Here is a 15,428-nt window from a genome sequence, read left to right on the forward strand (position 1 = left end):
AGTAGATGCAAAGAGCGGGAGTGAATGATATGCAAGTAAACAGCCAACAAGCGCTGGCCGGCAGGAGCGGGTCCAATCAGCAAGGCTCCTTACAACAGGGAGATATGGTTAAGGCAAAGATCGTGGACCGAAAATCGGACCGTGAAGCTACAATTCAAGTTCGTGGAAGGGAACTGACGGCTACGTTTGAAAATGGGGTGCCAAAGGAGGAACGAGCTGCGATACAAGTGAAAGAAAAAGACGGGGACCGGTTAAAAGTGCGTGCCGTACAAGAAGGGTCAACTAACCGCTCAAGCGGTGGCGAGTCACGTTCATTTGAGCAGACATTAACCCGAATGAATGGCGGAGAACGCCCTTCAGCTGAACTGAGACAAGCAGCCCGTACCTTATTTGATCGAGGGATACCGTTAAATCAAGAGTCTGTCCAACACTTACGGCGACATATGCAACAAACACCTGCCACCCAACAAGCTCATATGCAGACGGTTCAAGCGCTTGCCTCGAAGAAACTTGAAGTGACACCTAAACATCTTCAAGCTGTTCACCAGGCATTGCATGGAGGTTCTATGTCTCAAGCTCTCAACCAAGTTGCTCAAGCTTCAGGTGCCCAGCTACAGCCTGCCTCCACCGAAGCTCAGGCTGTGCGGGAAATAGCCCAAGAATTAAGACAAATGTTAGAACGGGGCCAAGATCCGAGCCGGGTGCAGGAAGCGCTGAGAAATCACCTTACTAATAATGCACAAGTAAGCCAGGACATGGCCCGGTCGATTGAACGAGTGCTTGCTCAAACCAATCAGCTGCAAACTGCCAGCAGCGAAAGAATGAGCGAAGCACTGCGTATGTTGGAACAAGCAAGTTCCCGTGGGGGAGAAGCGGGACGCATATTACAACAACTTTTGACAGGAGGCAGTTCTGATCGCATTCTAACAGAGGTTCAGCAATTAATGCGGGAAGGAAATGCACCTTCTACTACAGTAAACGAAGCTCTTACACTTGGCAGACAGTCTGCCAAGCTACAGCAAAACAGTGGGGAACGACTGCAACAACTGCTTACCAATTTGGATCGACCTGAACAAGCGGCAAACTTAAGAGCCGCTGCAGCTCAAACTGCAACCAGTGGTCAAACTACACAATCGCTAGAACAAGCGCGCACGGTTATTCAGTCTGAAACAAACATCAACCAGGCCATTCAGCATGTGCGCGACCAAGTGCTTCCGCATGTAAATAGCAGTCAAATGCAGGGGTTGGCTGAACGGCTGGAAACAGCAGAAACTCGTGTAAGTGAAGGACGGGAATTAAGTGCACGTAAAATCCTCTCTCAAATCGTAGAGCAGACAAGTAGCTCTCAACCTGCTTCCTCCACTGCAAATGCAGCGGCATATAGTACGAATGAACAATTTCAAGTAAATGCTCCATTTGAGTCCAGGGTGCTTGTAGAAGAACGTGTAACTGAAAGATTAGCACGATTAACAGATGATTTTGCTGCGATGCGTCGAGACACAGCGAGAAATCTTGACCAGGCGGCTCGGCTTATACAAACCGAACAACGGGCTGCGCTCCCTTCTGCCCAGCAAATATTAGATAGTACGATAAAAAATTTGGATCGCCAAATTATGCGCAGTGACATGATGATGATAGCTGACATGAAAACGGAACGCCAAATGATGCAGGCCAGTGCTCAGCTGGCTGAAGCCAAAAAACACCTGCAGCGCGGCCAACATCAAGAAGCTGCACGGATGGTACGTGAGGTTCAGGCGCAAGTCGAGCGGATGAGCTTTGAACCGACAGAACGAAAAGCGAAACACTTTCTCTTCAATGATAGCAGCAATCAACAAATGCGAGCGCCATCCGCTCAATCAGCGAACCAGCAAGCGGCCCAGGTCTTTCAGGACGTAGGCAGGCTCGCTGCTGGACAGGACGGGAGCGCCAGGCAGATGTTTGAATATATGCGTACTCTAGGGTTAAATCGTGAACCTGAAGTTGCCCAGTACTTAGCAGCCAACCGAGAAACAGCTACTTCAAGTCAGGACGGAGAAAGACAGCGCAACTTGAAACACGTGCTGCTGCAGCTGGCTAAAGATGAATTGGAACAAGATAGAGCAGAAAAAGCAGATGAAACGTTGCAAGACCTAACTGGGCAACAGCTGTTAAGCAAAGAAGACAACGGAAGCTCAATGGAAAGCTTGTTTTTCACTTTGCCTGTGCTTTTGCAAAATCAAACTGAAGATTTAGATGTATACGTAAATGCAAGAAAAAGTGGTGAGAAGCTCGATTGGGAAAACAGCGATCTTTACTTTTTAATAGAGACACCGAAATTAGGAAAAACCGGCATACATGTAGAAGCGAGTGATCGTGCGCTTAGTGTTACCTTAAAAAATGACCAAGCGGATTTTGAAGGTAAAATGATGCCTATCGTTGAAAAAACAACGCGCTTGTTAGAAGGAGTAGGCTACCAGGTTGATTCAATTGCATATGCTCCTTTAGAAGGGGAAGAAGTTCCTGCGGAAGCAGTAGATACAGGAAGTGAGCAGAAGAAAGAAGCCTTGCCTATTTTTACAGAGAAGGGGTTTGACTATAAAGTATGAAAAATTATCAATACATGAATCTGCTGAATCAGCGTGTGCAAAATGGCCCTTCTGCTGCTGTGCTAAGCTATGACGAAGAGGAAGGCGGGGTCCCAAAAGTTGTAGCACATGGGCAGGGCCAAGTAGCTAAGCAAATTCTTGAATTAGCAGATGCAAATGGTATTCAGATGCAGGAAGACCCTCAGCTCGTACAAAACTTGCTTGATATGGATTTAGGAGAAAACATTCCGCCGCAATTGTACTCAGTGATTGCTGAAATCCTCCTGTTGATCGAAGAAATGGAAAATCAATATTAAAGATTCCGGCAAAAAAACCGATATAAACATAGAATAGAACGGAAGGAGGGGGCTAAACCTTGTCCTTTATATCAGAGGAACTGCTGTATCAAAAATCAGCCGAAGAACTAACAGCGCTTCTTTATGAAGCTTGTGAAGATAACTTGGAAGAAGCTAAAGCCGCCATTTATGCCAAAGAATTTATGACGGCAAATGAGAAATTGCAAAAAGCGAACGACATATTATATCGACTTGGCTCCGGTTTAAGCTATGATGCTGGGATCATTGCTGATCAACTAGATTCGCTATACAACTATATGGCGGACCGGATTATTGAAGCTAATTATAAGAAGGAAGTTACAGCAGTTGAAGAGGCTTTAAAGGTTCTAAGGCCAATTGCTGAAAGTTGGCGCCAGGCGATGGCCAAGAAGGAAGACAAGCAGTTAAAACCGTTAAAACATAAAACAAATGCCTATGAACAGCATGTCATGTTTGATTAATACACATAAAGGGTGACCCGAAATGAAAATAAATAACAACATCCAAGCTCTTAATGCCTATCGCAATTTGAACCAAAATCAAATGCAGATCTCCAGCAACTTGGAGAAGCTTTCTTCTGGCATGCGCATTAACCGAGCAGCCGATGATGCGGCTGGGCTTGCGATTTCTGAAAAAATGCGCTCCCAAATTCGTGGGCTTGACCAGGCTGAACGCAATGCGATGGACGGGATTTCGTTAATTCAAACCGCTGAAGGCGCAATGGATGAAGTTCAATCGATGACTCAGCGCATCCGGGAATTATCAGTACAAGCAGCCAACGACACAAATACCGAAGATGACCGTGGGGAAATTCAAAAAGAAATCGATCAGCTCTTAGAAGAAATCGACGAAATCTCCGATAAGACGGAATTTAATACGCGGGAGCTGTTAGACGGAGAAGGAGACCCTCTTAAATTCCAAATTGGGCCAAATACTGATCAAAGTGTAGAAGTACAGATTGATGAGATGAATACAGATAGACTAGGTATTAATGATCTCGATGTCTCGTCCCAAGATGAGGCAAATGACGCTATCGGACAGCTTGATACGGCCTTACAAACAATCTCTTCCGACCGTTCCAAGCTAGGTGCGACGCAAAACCGCCTGGAGCACACCGTAGACAACCTCCAAGTGACGCATGAAAATTTAACAGCGGCAGAGTCTCGGATTCGTGATGCAGACATGGCGGAAGAAATGACGGAGTTTACACGCAACAATATAATCAACCAGTCTGCCACGGCTATGCTGGCGCAAGCGAACCAGCTTCCGCAGGGCGTTCTTGAACTGTTGCAATAAGGTTATTTTTCCCCCAGGCTTTTTATGTCTGGGTTTCTTATTTCTTTGGCAAAGCAAGCCGCCATGATACACTGAGTAAAAGTTAAAAAAGGACGGGTCATGAATGGATGTACAAAAAGTAGGACGAACAGGCTCAGCGCGGGCAGCAGCAAAACAAAAAACAGATACACAAACTAGTGTTTCATTTCAAGAAATGATGGATAAACGCCGTGATGAAAAAAGTCACGAACGTATGACCCAGCTTATGAAAAAAATTGATGATCAAGGAAAAGTCCTGTCAGAAACTAGAACAGTTGAAGAACTTAGGAAATACAAACAGCTTGTGACAGACTTTATGGACGAAGCGGTACAAAATGGGTTGAGCCTGGAAGAAAAACGAGGGTACAACCGGCGCGGCCGCACCAAAGTATATAAAATTGTAGAAGAAGTGGACCGTAAATTGCTCGACTTAACTGATGCAGTTATTAAACAGGAGAAGAACGGTCTTGATATTTTAGATATGGTTGGAGAAGTACGCGGTTTACTCGTTAATATTCACGCGTAACGCCATCTGCTGGCTGTATAGTAACTAATCAGAAGATGCAAAGGCTTCCAGTGTTATTCATCTGTTTATTTAGCCTGTAACCCTGTTTAATCGAGATTGCGCCTTATTCTTGCTTTCGTTACGATAAAGTATGAAATGAGCAAATCGTGCTCGTTAATAAAATAAGAATAGGAAGTGTTCAATCGATGATCGTACACGATCTCGTTGAGTCAAAAGAGTTGTTTGCTGAAAAAACGAAAGACGATTGCTTTGTGATTTATGAAAAGATGGAAAACACAGATGCTAGTGTAAAGACAGATGGAACGATTTGCTTGAAAGAAGCTGAAACGCAGGAAGTTGTTCATATTCTGCGAGGAAAAGGCGAGCATTCGTTAAGCCGTGTGTGTGAATATACGTTGAATAAGAATGAAACGTCAATTGAAGTGATTTTAGAAAAAGTTCAAGCGGAGCACGCTGAAATTTTTGCATAAATAAATATAACGAATGAGTGAATAGGACCTCCTGACTTTTAACAGCAGGAGGTCCTTTCGTATATTGAATAAATGTGCTATATAGATAGAGAAGGAATCACTGTCCTGACAGTTTAGTGAATTTGCTTTCACCAGGATGTTAAGGAGATAAACTCGTATGAAGTGGCTTCACCAACAAGACTTTAAAAAATACTTAATGCAACCAAAGGTTACTATCAAATTAAAAGGAAAAATGATTTTCAGCCCCTCTTAGTATGTAGACAAGGGTTTTTTTCAATTAAAAATAGCGTATAATATACAGTAATTCGTCTGTTTAGAAAGAGGGTTGTGAAAATGGTTCATGTCATGTTTGTGTGCCTTGGGAATATTTGCCGTTCACCTATGGCCGAAGCTATTTTTAGAAAAAAAGTAACTGAGGCAGGACTAGAGCACGTAATAAGTGTGGACTCAGTCGGCACCGGTCATTGGCATATCGGTAAACCTCCGCATGAAGGAACGCAAGATATTCTACATAAAAATAAAATTTCATTTTCAGGGATTAAAGCGAGGCAGTTGACGCCCAAGGACTTAACAAAATCTCATTACGTCATTGCGATGGATGCAGCTAATCTCACATCCATTCGCGAACAACTAACAGGGGACCCACCATCTGAAGTTTCGAGAATGCTCGATTTTCATCCCTATTATAAAAACAAAGATGTACCTGATCCTTATTTCACAGGCAACTTTGAAGAAGTGTTTGAGATGGTGGACGAAAGCTGTACGTATTTGCTGCAGCATATTCAAGGTCGTGAAAAGCTATGAAAAATATAGTAGATCCGATCCTTGACAAAGCCGGAATTTCCAGTTCCTTGCAGCATATCGAAGCCGTTTCGGGCGGAAGCATTAATGACACGTACTATGTTGAAACAACAGCAGGCCGCTATTTATTAAAAGTGAACCATCAAGCTCCCATGCATTTTTTTGAACAAGAAGCACGGGGGCTCACGTTTATTGGGCAGACAAATAGTGTAGGGGTACCGCGAATTTATGCACGAGGAGATAAGTTTTTGCTGCTTGAATGGATTGAACGCGAGCCTCAGCCTGATAGTTATGAACGCCTGGGCCACGGTCTTGCTGCTATGCACCAAGCCACTTCGACGTATGATGAGTTCGGTTTGGCAAGCGATAATTTCATTGGGGAACTGCCTCAGCCGAACGGTTATTCAACAAATTGGGTGGAATTTTACCGGGAAGCAAGGTTGTATCCACAGTTTGAACTAGCACGCTCAGCAGGGCGGCTGCCACAGCAACGGGCAAAGCTAGCTTGGTCTCTACTTGACCGATTGGAAGAATGGCTGCCGCAAGACCCAGTACCTGCGCGCCTACACGGAGATATGTGGAGTGGAAATTGGGTAACAGGACCGCAAGGAAAGCCATATGTGATTGACCCAGCCGTTTATGTTGGGCATGCTGAAGTAGATGTAGCATTTATGGAGCTTTTTGGCGGTTTCCCAGATGAGGTCTTTCATGCTTATTACGAACTTCAACCGCTGGACCCTGAGTTTAAGCATCGAAAAAGCTTGTATCAGCTTTATTATTTACTTGTTCATTTAAATACCTTCGGAGAAAGCTATGGGCCGAGTGTAGATCGAATTTTGGAACATTATAGTTTAAAGCAGGCGAAATAACCTTTTAGAGTAAAAAATCTCTCTTTATGGTTAGACAACGTAGTATTCTCGCCTCCTTAACGTGACCTGCCGCTAGCCTCATGTATGTTGGTCTTACCACCATCTGGCTATAGGACAGGTCCTTTTTTATCTCTGCCATATGAGGTCGTAGCTGCTGAGGAAGAAGGACAAAAAATAAAAATTTCACGCACCGTATTTTTACTTGTGTTAAATAACTATTCAACAAGGGAGGTATAACCTATGAACAGGCAGACCTGAGGTTTATAGCCTGTTTTTTTCGGGAAACTTCGCTACGAAGGTGGTGGGGCGATGAATTATCAGGTGCTCATTGTAGGAGGAGGGGTGGCCGGTTTAACCCTTGCGTTAAAACTCGTCCAACGTAAGATCGATGTTCTGTTAGTAGAAAAAGATGCAGGGCAGAGTATTTTATATAAAGGAGAGCTTCTCCAACCTAAGAGCGTAGAAATTTTGTACAGTCTCGGACTAAACGAAGAGTTAGAAGCAGAAAGTGAATCTATAAACGAAATTCGCTCGCTGGAAGTTGATACATTTGAAGATTCGCCGCCTACATTTCGAGGTGGAAGCTCGCTATCATATTCAATTTTAGCTTCTCCTTATAATAAAGCGAAAATGATACCACATGAAAAGCTTAGAGACTTATTATTCGAGAAGCTTAACCAGCATGATACGTTTCATCACTTGCGCCCAGCGCGCTTTTTAGGCTTCACAAGTGAAACAAATTTGTTCAAGCAAAAAGCTCGTATAAAAACAAAAGACGGGGAAGAACTCATAGTTGCGGATTTTTATATTGGCGCGGAAGGGAGAGCCTCCTCCGTCCGAAAACATATGAATGTTACGTTAAAAGAGACAAATTACAATCATCAATTTCTAACAGTTTCATTCCCCAAACCACCAGGCCTGAGAGAGTCGGTTATGTATAGTTCTCAGCATTCGTTCCTAGGATTGTTCCCGTTGCCTAACAATGAAGTGCGCAGTGTCCTCTTAATTCAACCTGGGGAATGGAAAGCCATGAAAGAAGAAGGACTCGAAAGTTTTTTCGAGGCTTACAAACGATTTATGCCGGAAATGGAGGGATATGTAGATCAATTACGATCATGGCGTGAGATTCAACTCATGATTCCTGTTCGTCATAACGCGTCTGCCTATGTCGACAGAAATCGGGTGATCATAGGAGATGCTGCGCACAGTGTCCATCCTATGGCTGGTGAAGGGATGAATTTGGCAATTCAAGACGGAGATGTGTTAGGGGAACTTTTAGCATGGATGTATGAAAAAGGAGAGCTTGGATTAGAAAACTTACAATGGTTTGAACGAGTAAGAAAACCAAGAGCTGAATATTTATCGAGGTTAAGCCATCAATCTGCTCTTGCTTATTCGCTCACACATCCTATCTGGAGAAAGTTAAGACTACGAGCCTTATATTATATGGAACATAATCCTAAAATCCATTTCAAACAGATGTTAAATGTATCAGGCTTAGGTTTATGGAAAGCTACAATATTTGATTATATGAAACATCTTGGTTTTCCTCCAGGACTGACAAGCTCAAAACCGTATCCGGCCGCTAAGCAGCGGAAATACTTATTCACCCCTATTGACGATTACCCCTGGTATGCACAAACAAAATGAAAAGTGTAGGGAGAGGTAAGCATGATGAATGAATGGAGACGCCTTATTTGGGCTAGAAAATGGATGAAAAAAAATGAAACCTTCTTGCCGACTTGGCATGCACATTTAGGCTATTCTCTCTACTTGTTTGAAGCTTTTCGTAAGCCAGTGACGATCGATGAGGTGGTAAAGGAACGAAATTTGAACCATTTGCTCTTGCAGCGATGGGTTGAAGTTGGCTTGGCGGTAGGACATTTAAAGGCAAAGCGGAACGGAAAAATTAAAAGCGATAAACATATGCTTCGCTATGTAGCACCGACAAGCCCGGACTCAGTAGGCATTTTGTTAAAAGAAATGCTAGAGCTTCACATGCCAACGATGCTTGCTTATAAGGAATTACTAGTAGAAGACGAAAAGGTTTCTTATGTAGATAAGGATCATGGCAAAACAGTCGCCGAAACATCAGCATTGCTAGAAACGCTGGCTTTTCCAAAGATTCTATCTGAAATAAAACGGTACCGTTGTAAAAAAATAATGGACTTAGGTTGTGGGCATGGAGGTTATTTAGCTCGTTTGGCTCAAAAAAAACCAAAACATTCACTGTTTGGGGTTGAAATGCACGCTGATGTGTTGAAGGAAGCGCAAAAACGCACCGAAGGGTATGAAAACGTGAAATTACTGCATGAAAAAATTGAAGATTTACATCCCACCAATTATAACCCCGATATGGTGATGTTAAATAATGTCTTATATTATTTTCCGGCAGAAGAGAGACTGCCCATTTTTAAAAAAGCCTATGATTTGTTGGACGCAAAAGGTGTTCTAGTCGTTATGTCTCCTATTAACGGAGTAAAAAATGGAAACGCTTTTTCGTCTGCCTTTAATAGTTTTATGTCGGCACAAGACAACCTCTATCCTCTTCCCTCCTTTAAAAGCATTAAAGAGTACGGCAAACTAGCCGGGTTTCGGATGAAAAGGAGTGCTCCCATTATTAAAGAAGGGGGATGGTACTACTTTGTCTTACAGAAAAAATAACACAGAATAACACTCTTTTGCCTTCTATTGCATATAGTGCAGATGAAGTGATATGAAGTGCGGAAGGGTGACGATGATGTGTGGAATCGTCGGATGGTTAAATTATGATCGCTCGTTAGTTGAGGAAAAGCAAGAGCTTGAAGCAATGACTTCAACGATTTTGCACCGGGGGCCGGATGCAACCAACCATTGGTTAGATGAAGATATAGGCTTTGGTCATACACGCCTTACGGTAGTTGACCCGGCTGGCGGAGCGCAGCCAATGACAGTGATGGCAGGGGATTCCAATTATACCATTGTGTACAATGGCGAACTTTACAACACAGAAGAAATAAGACAAACGTTATATGCCCAGGGCTTTCGTTTTCAAAGTTATTCCGACACTGAAGTGGTCTTACATGCATTTATTTGCTGGGGAGAGCGAGCTCCCGAACGACTTAATGGGATTTTTTCTTTTGCTGTTTGGGATGAAAAAAAGAAGCAATTAACATTGGTTCGGGACCGACTTGGTGTTAAACCACTCTTTTATGCTGAAAGTGGAAATAATTTCTTTTTTGCTTCTGAGTTAAAAGCGATTTTAGCTAATCGGTTAATGGACCCTGTAATTGGTGAAGAAGGGTTGCATGAATTATTTGCACTAGCACCGTCGAGAACACCAGGGCACGGGGTTTTTAAAGGTATACATGAGTTGCGCCCGGCTCACCTCATGACGATTACGCCAGAGAAAAAAACGATTTCGCGCTATTGGCAGCTCGAGTCTTTGCCTCATACCAGTCCATTTGCGCAAACAAAAAATACATTACATGAGTTGCTTGTTGATACGGTAGAGCGCCAGCTTGTTAGTGATGTTCCATTGGGGACGTTTCTTTCAGGCGGGGTTGATTCGAGCATTTTAACTGCTATAGCGGCCAAAAAACTGAAAAAATACGAGAACGTAACATTACCTACATTTTCAGTTGATTATGAAGAAAATGCTGCCCATTTTTCTTCGGATGCCTTTACACCGGCTGAAGACACAGCCTTTATTGAAGCAATGTCTAATCGGTACAAAACCAATCATACCGTGCATACGATCGAACAGGAGAAACTTGCTGATTTGTTAGGTGAAGCGGTAGAAGCCAGGGATTTACCGGGCATGGCTGATATTGATTCATCACTGCTTTGGTTTTCCCGGAAGATGAAAGAAGATGTGACTGTCGCCCTGTCTGGTGAGTGTGCAGATGAGATATTTGGCGGCTACCCGTGGTTTCACCGCCAAGAGTTAGTAGACCGTCCGCTTTTTCCGTGGATGTCTTCTTTAGATACGAGAGAGTCGCTTTTGCACCAAGATTTAGCAGGGAAGCTCGATCTAGAAGCCTATGTTAAAGCCCGCATGCAAGAAACGTTGGATGAAACACCACTTCTTGATGGAGAATCAAGTGAAGACAGACAAAGAAGACAATTATTTTATTTGAATATTATTTGGTTTATGACCACCTTACTTGACCGGAAAGACAGAATGAGCATGAAAGCTAGTTTGGAAGTCAGAGTGCCATTTGCTGACCACCGTCTCGTAGAATATGTCTGGAATGTGCCCTGGGATATGAAACAATTTGGCGGGCAGGAAAAAGGGTTATTACGGAAAGCAATGGCTTCTCATCTCCCAACTAAAGTACAAAAACGTAAAAAAAGTCCGTACCCTAAAACTCACCATCCAAAGTATAGTGAACTGATTGGTACTATGACAGAAGAAATATTAAAGAACAAAAATGAACCAATTCACGATTTGATGGATGAAAAGGCGTTGGAACAACTGAGCCGTACGAGGGGATTTGAAGTGAAAGAACCTTTTTTCGGCCAGCTTATGACAGGACCTCAACTGTTAGCCTTTATCTGGCAGGTGAATCATTGGTTAAAAACGTACAGTGTTTCTGTTAAGCTATAACCTAGGGGGCTACCCTTGGGTTTGTTTTGTTTAATCAGATTATAAAAGGGAAAAAGTACTAAGAAAGAATATTTTCGTGAATACTGGTTGCGATTTGTTGGACAAGCAAATAGAATGAATTGACTTTCCTTTCTTCTTTCGTTACATTAGTATCTGACTTCTCTCATACCTTGTATATACAAGGAGAAGGGAAATGCTTGAAGTTTGAAACTATACTATTCAGGCTATACATAAAAATAGAGGTGAGTACCTATGCTAAAAAAATTATTCGGAAAAAAGAGCGAACCTAAAGACGTCCAGGTTTTTTCCCCAGCAAATGGAACATTCGTCGATTTAACTGAAGTTCCCGACCCTACATTTTCAGAAAAAATGATGGGGGAAGGCTTTGCGGTAGACCCGGCAGAAGGAAAAATTGTTTCACCGGTAAAAGGGAAAGTTACGCAAGTCTTTCCTACCAAACACGCATTAGGTATCCGTTCGGATGAAGGCTTGGATTTACTTATACACATTGGCTTAGAGACTGTAAGTCTTAATGGTGAAGGATTCGAAGTCCATACTTCTGAAGGTTCCTCAGTTAATCAAGGAGATGTATTAGTAGAGTTTGATATGGACAAAGTAAATCAAGATGCAAAAAGCACCATTACTCCTGTTGTGTTTACGGAAGCAGACCAAATTAATTCGCACAGTATTGAATCTGTGCAGGATTTATCAGCTGGAGAAACGCCAGTAGCAACTGTGAATGTTAATCCTTCTTAAGGTTGTTTAAGAACGGTGAAACTATGGCTTCAAAGGGGAAAATTCCCTTTTGAAGCTTTTTTTAGTTTTCATATAAAAAGCTTTAAAGATTTTATGCGCTCTTCCTTTCATTCTTTTTGGTTTTTCAGTAAAATACAGTCGAGTGCTATTCACAAGGAGATACCTATGATAATTCAAAAGGTGTTAAATAATAACGCAGCGATTATTAAAGACCAGGGCCAAGAAAAGGTGGCGCTTGGATCAGGTCTTGCTTTTAATAAGAAGAAATATGATGAAATTTCGGCAGAGCAGGTTGAAAAACTTTTTGTTATGGCAGCAGATGACCAGTTAAAATTCAGCCAGCTTTTGCATAACTTTCCTGAGTCATATGTTGACGTGGTCCGTGAGATCGTACGCAGAAGTGAACATTCGTTAGGAGCAACATTTGGAGACCGGTTATATGCGACGTTATTTGAGCATGTAAGCATGGCTATTGAGCGTTTGCAGAACGGGGCAGCAATCACGAATCAACTACTGCCAGAAATTAAGATTCTATATGCCGAGGAAATGGAAGTAGCTCTATGGGCGGCTTCATTGATTGAAGAAAAGCTTGGAGTAAAAGTACCGGAGAGCGAAGCTGGATTTATTGCCATGCATTTACATACAGCTCGCGCACAGCAAGGGACGCTAAGAGAAGCGACAGTGAGAGCTCAGGCTGTACAGGATATGGTAAAAATAATCGAAGAACAATTGCAGGTTTCTTTTCCAAAAGAGCATGCGGCTTATCAAGGGCTTACCATTCATTTGAATTTAGCCGTCCGAGCTGCTCAAAAAGGAGAATCGCTGGAAGGCACGCCTGTGGATATGAGAGAAATGGTAGAAAAGAAATACCCACAAATCTATCAGTCTGCTAGCCAAGCCATGCAAATGCTGCAAAAAGATTGGTCCGTGGAGCTGCCTGCAGACGAAGTCGTTTATATATCCATGCATGTCCAACGCCTTTTGCATGCTGCAAATGAAACATTAAAATAATCCGAAATGAATTAATGAATTCACCTTTGCGAGAATAAAATGTCTCGTGGAGGTGAATTTTTTTCTCCTCCACATAGTCAAATGAATAACACTATGCTATACTCAAACGCAACAAATAATAGTCAAAGTGTGAGGGGTAGCAAGACTTTGGAGCGAGGTCAGGAGGAATAAGAATGGTATTTCCAGTGGCTATATACGATACCACATTAAGAGACGGCACCCAGGGGGAAGGGGTAAGTTTATCGGTTGATGATAAGCTGAAAATTGCCGAGAGGCTTGATCGTTTAGGCGTCCATTATATTGAAGGCGGCTGGCCGGGCAGCAACCCAAAAGATATGGATTTTTTTCAAGAAGTACAGAAGTTGGGGCTAAAACGAAGCAAAGTGACGGCATTTGGTAGTACAAGAAGAGCATATTCAGCACCAGAGAATGATCCCAATTTAAGGCGGATTCTTGAAAGCGGTGTTGAGGCGGTAGCTATTTTCGGGAAGACTTGGGATTTTCATGTTCGCGAAGCGCTGCAAGTATCTCTTGAAGAAAATCTAGCTATGATTGAAGAGTCTGTAAAATACTTAAAAGAAAATGAGTTAGAAGTTATTTTTGACGCAGAGCACTTTCTAGATGGATTTAAAGCAAACCCTGATTATGCGATGGCAGCTTTGCAAGCGGCAGAGCGAGGAGGAGCCGATTGTATTACGTTGTGTGATACAAATGGGGGCACATTGCCTCATGAGATTGCAGAAGTCGTTGGCTATGTTTCAGAACATATTACAACTGAAACCGGCATCCATTGCCATAATGACGGTGAACTAGCGGTCGCTAATACCATTGCGGCTGTTCGTGCAGGAGCATCTCACGTACAGGGAACGATGAATGGATACGGGGAACGCTGTGGCAATGCTAATTTGATCTCAGTTATCCCTAACTTACAACTAAAAATGGGTTACTCTTGTATCGAATCAGAACGATTAGAGCAGTTAACCGCCGCCTCAAAATACATCCATGAGATTGCAAATCAAGTGCCTCCGACCAATCAACCATTTACAGGACAAAGTGCCTTTGCTCATAAAGGCGGCATGCATGTGAGCGCTGTTCGTAAACATCCTGAAACGTATGAACATCTACAGCCGGAACGCATTGGCAATAAGCGCCGCGTATTAGTGTCAGAATTATCTGGGCAAAGCAATTTGTTATTTAAGGCAGAAGAAATGAATATAGAACTGGACCAAAATGATCCTACATGCAAAGAAATTATTGAAAACCTAAAAGATATGGAAAACAGAGGTTATCATTATGAAGCTGCGGAAGCATCTTTTGAACTTTTAGTGAAACGAGGGTTAGGTCAGGTTGCTGACACTTTTGAATTAGACCATTTTAAAATCTTAACAGACAAAGAAGATAACGGTTCGTTTAATACAGAAGCTGTCGTTAAGTTAAATGTGGAAGGCCGTCCAGTAATGACTGCCGCCGAAGGAAATGGTCCGGTGAACGCCTTGGACCACGCGTTGCGTAAAGCGTTGGGAGAATTTTTCCCGTTAATTCATGATATGTATTTATCCGATTATAAAGTGCGGGTGCTTGATGATAGCGAGGCAACGGCAAGCACGGTGCGTGTGTTAATAGAATCATCTGATGGGCGCTCCACCTGGAGTACAATTGGGGTGAGCACAAACATTATTGAAGCGAGCTGGATTGCGTTAGTGGACAGTATCGGTTACTATTTTATGAAACGAGCAGACGACCTTGCGATGGTGGATAAAGAAACAGCTCCCGATTTGCTAAGCATCAATAATCATTAAACACTTGTGTTTAAACGGATATAATAAGCGAAAAAAGCTCTGAAAGGTGGCCACCTCTCAGAGCTTTTTATATACGCAAGCAGGAGTCTCGAAAAAGAGCATCCTGCTTGTTAGAGTGACCCAATAATATGAGACAGGAAAAAACACCCCCTAAGTCGTATGTAGTATTAAATCGACATTTTAGGAGGTGTTTTTCTTTATGGGTAAAAAACAGTTTTATCCTGAAGAAGTTAAACAAGAAGTGATTCGTTTGAAATTGTCCGGTGAATGGACGAATCGAGAAATTATGGAGAAGTTCGGTATCAAAAGTAAAACTCAGATCAAAACATGGATGAGATGGTATCGAGAGGGTGAAAATCACAGACTAGCTCAACCTGTTGGTAAACAATATACCT

15 protein-coding genes are annotated in these 15,428 nt (G+C 42.6%); all 15 read left to right on the forward strand.

Annotation, left to right across the window (positions count from 1 at the left end):
* Positions 1-29: 29 nt before the first annotated feature.
* On the forward strand, positions 30-2,585 hold the full coding sequence (locus tag D469_RS0113385) for a hypothetical protein (RefSeq protein WP_018923905.1): 2,556 nt from the start codon (positions 30-32) through the stop codon (positions 2,583-2,585).
* A complete protein-coding gene (locus D469_RS0113390; RefSeq protein WP_018923906.1) occupies positions 2,582-2,881 on the forward strand; it encodes an EscU/YscU/HrcU family type III secretion system export apparatus switch protein in 300 nt (99 codons plus the stop codon). Before D469_RS0113385 ends, D469_RS0113390 begins: the two co-directional genes overlap by 4 nt.
* A 59-nt stretch (positions 2,882-2,940) precedes the next feature.
* Positions 2,941-3,360: a flagellar export chaperone FliS gene (fliS, locus tag D469_RS0113395; RefSeq protein WP_018923907.1), complete on the forward strand. Its 420-nt coding sequence runs from the start codon at positions 2,941-2,943 to the stop codon at positions 3,358-3,360.
* Between the two features lie 22 nt (positions 3,361-3,382).
* On the forward strand, positions 3,383-4,195 hold the full coding sequence (locus D469_RS0113400; RefSeq protein ID WP_018923908.1) for a flagellin N-terminal helical domain-containing protein: 813 nt from the start codon (positions 3,383-3,385) through the stop codon (positions 4,193-4,195).
* Positions 4,196-4,298: 103 nt separating this feature from the next.
* Positions 4,299-4,739 carry a YaaR family protein gene (locus D469_RS0113405; protein WP_018923909.1) on the forward strand — a complete coding sequence of 147 codons (441 nt, stop codon included), beginning with the start codon at positions 4,299-4,301 and terminating at the stop codon, positions 4,737-4,739.
* A 185-nt stretch (positions 4,740-4,924) separates the two neighbouring features.
* Positions 4,925-5,209, forward strand: a complete 285-nt coding sequence (locus tag D469_RS0113410) for a hypothetical protein (RefSeq protein WP_018923910.1) — start codon at positions 4,925-4,927, stop codon at positions 5,207-5,209.
* A 333-nt stretch (positions 5,210-5,542) separates the two neighbouring features.
* Positions 5,543-6,013: a low molecular weight protein-tyrosine-phosphatase gene (locus D469_RS0113420; RefSeq protein WP_018923912.1), complete on the forward strand. Its 471-nt coding sequence runs from the start codon at positions 5,543-5,545 to the stop codon at positions 6,011-6,013.
* Positions 6,010-6,879: a fructosamine kinase family protein gene (locus tag D469_RS0113425; RefSeq protein WP_018923913.1), complete on the forward strand. Its 870-nt coding sequence runs from the start codon at positions 6,010-6,012 to the stop codon at positions 6,877-6,879. Before D469_RS0113420 ends, D469_RS0113425 begins: the two co-directional genes overlap by 4 nt.
* Positions 6,880-7,188: 309 nt before the next feature.
* Positions 7,189-8,529, forward strand: coding sequence for an FAD-dependent oxidoreductase (locus D469_RS0113430; protein ID WP_018923914.1), 1,341 nt, complete (start codon positions 7,189-7,191; stop codon positions 8,527-8,529).
* A 21-nt stretch (positions 8,530-8,550) separates the two neighbouring features.
* The gene (locus D469_RS0113435) at positions 8,551-9,543 is read left to right on the forward strand and encodes a class I SAM-dependent methyltransferase (protein ID WP_018923915.1); all 993 of its coding nucleotides are present in this window, start codon (positions 8,551-8,553) and stop codon (positions 9,541-9,543) included.
* Positions 9,544-9,619: 76 nt separating this feature from the next.
* Positions 9,620-11,467 carry an asparagine synthase (glutamine-hydrolyzing) gene (gene asnB / locus D469_RS0113440; RefSeq protein WP_018923916.1) on the forward strand — a complete coding sequence of 616 codons (1,848 nt, stop codon included), beginning with the start codon at positions 9,620-9,622 and terminating at the stop codon, positions 11,465-11,467.
* A gap of 252 nt (positions 11,468-11,719) precedes the next feature.
* Positions 11,720-12,223, forward strand: coding sequence for a PTS sugar transporter subunit IIA (locus D469_RS0113445; protein ID WP_018923917.1), 504 nt, complete (start codon positions 11,720-11,722; stop codon positions 12,221-12,223).
* Between the two features lie 165 nt (positions 12,224-12,388).
* Positions 12,389-13,234, forward strand: a complete 846-nt coding sequence (locus D469_RS0113450; protein WP_018923918.1) for a PRD domain-containing protein — start codon at positions 12,389-12,391, stop codon at positions 13,232-13,234.
* 173 nt (positions 13,235-13,407) lie between these two features.
* Positions 13,408-15,033 (forward strand): citramalate synthase, encoded by a 1,626-nt coding sequence (gene cimA / locus D469_RS0113455; RefSeq protein WP_018923919.1) that lies wholly within the window; start codon positions 13,408-13,410, stop codon positions 15,031-15,033.
* A gap of 199 nt (positions 15,034-15,232) precedes the next feature.
* Positions 15,233-15,428, forward strand: a 196-nt coding sequence (locus D469_RS0113460) for a helix-turn-helix domain-containing protein (RefSeq protein ID WP_018923920.1), incomplete at its 3' end; no start/stop codon positions are given.

This window comes from Salsuginibacillus kocurii DSM 18087 (assembly GCF_000377705.1).
Taxonomy (GTDB): Bacteria; Bacillota; Bacilli; order Bacillales; family Marinococcaceae; genus Salsuginibacillus; species Salsuginibacillus kocurii.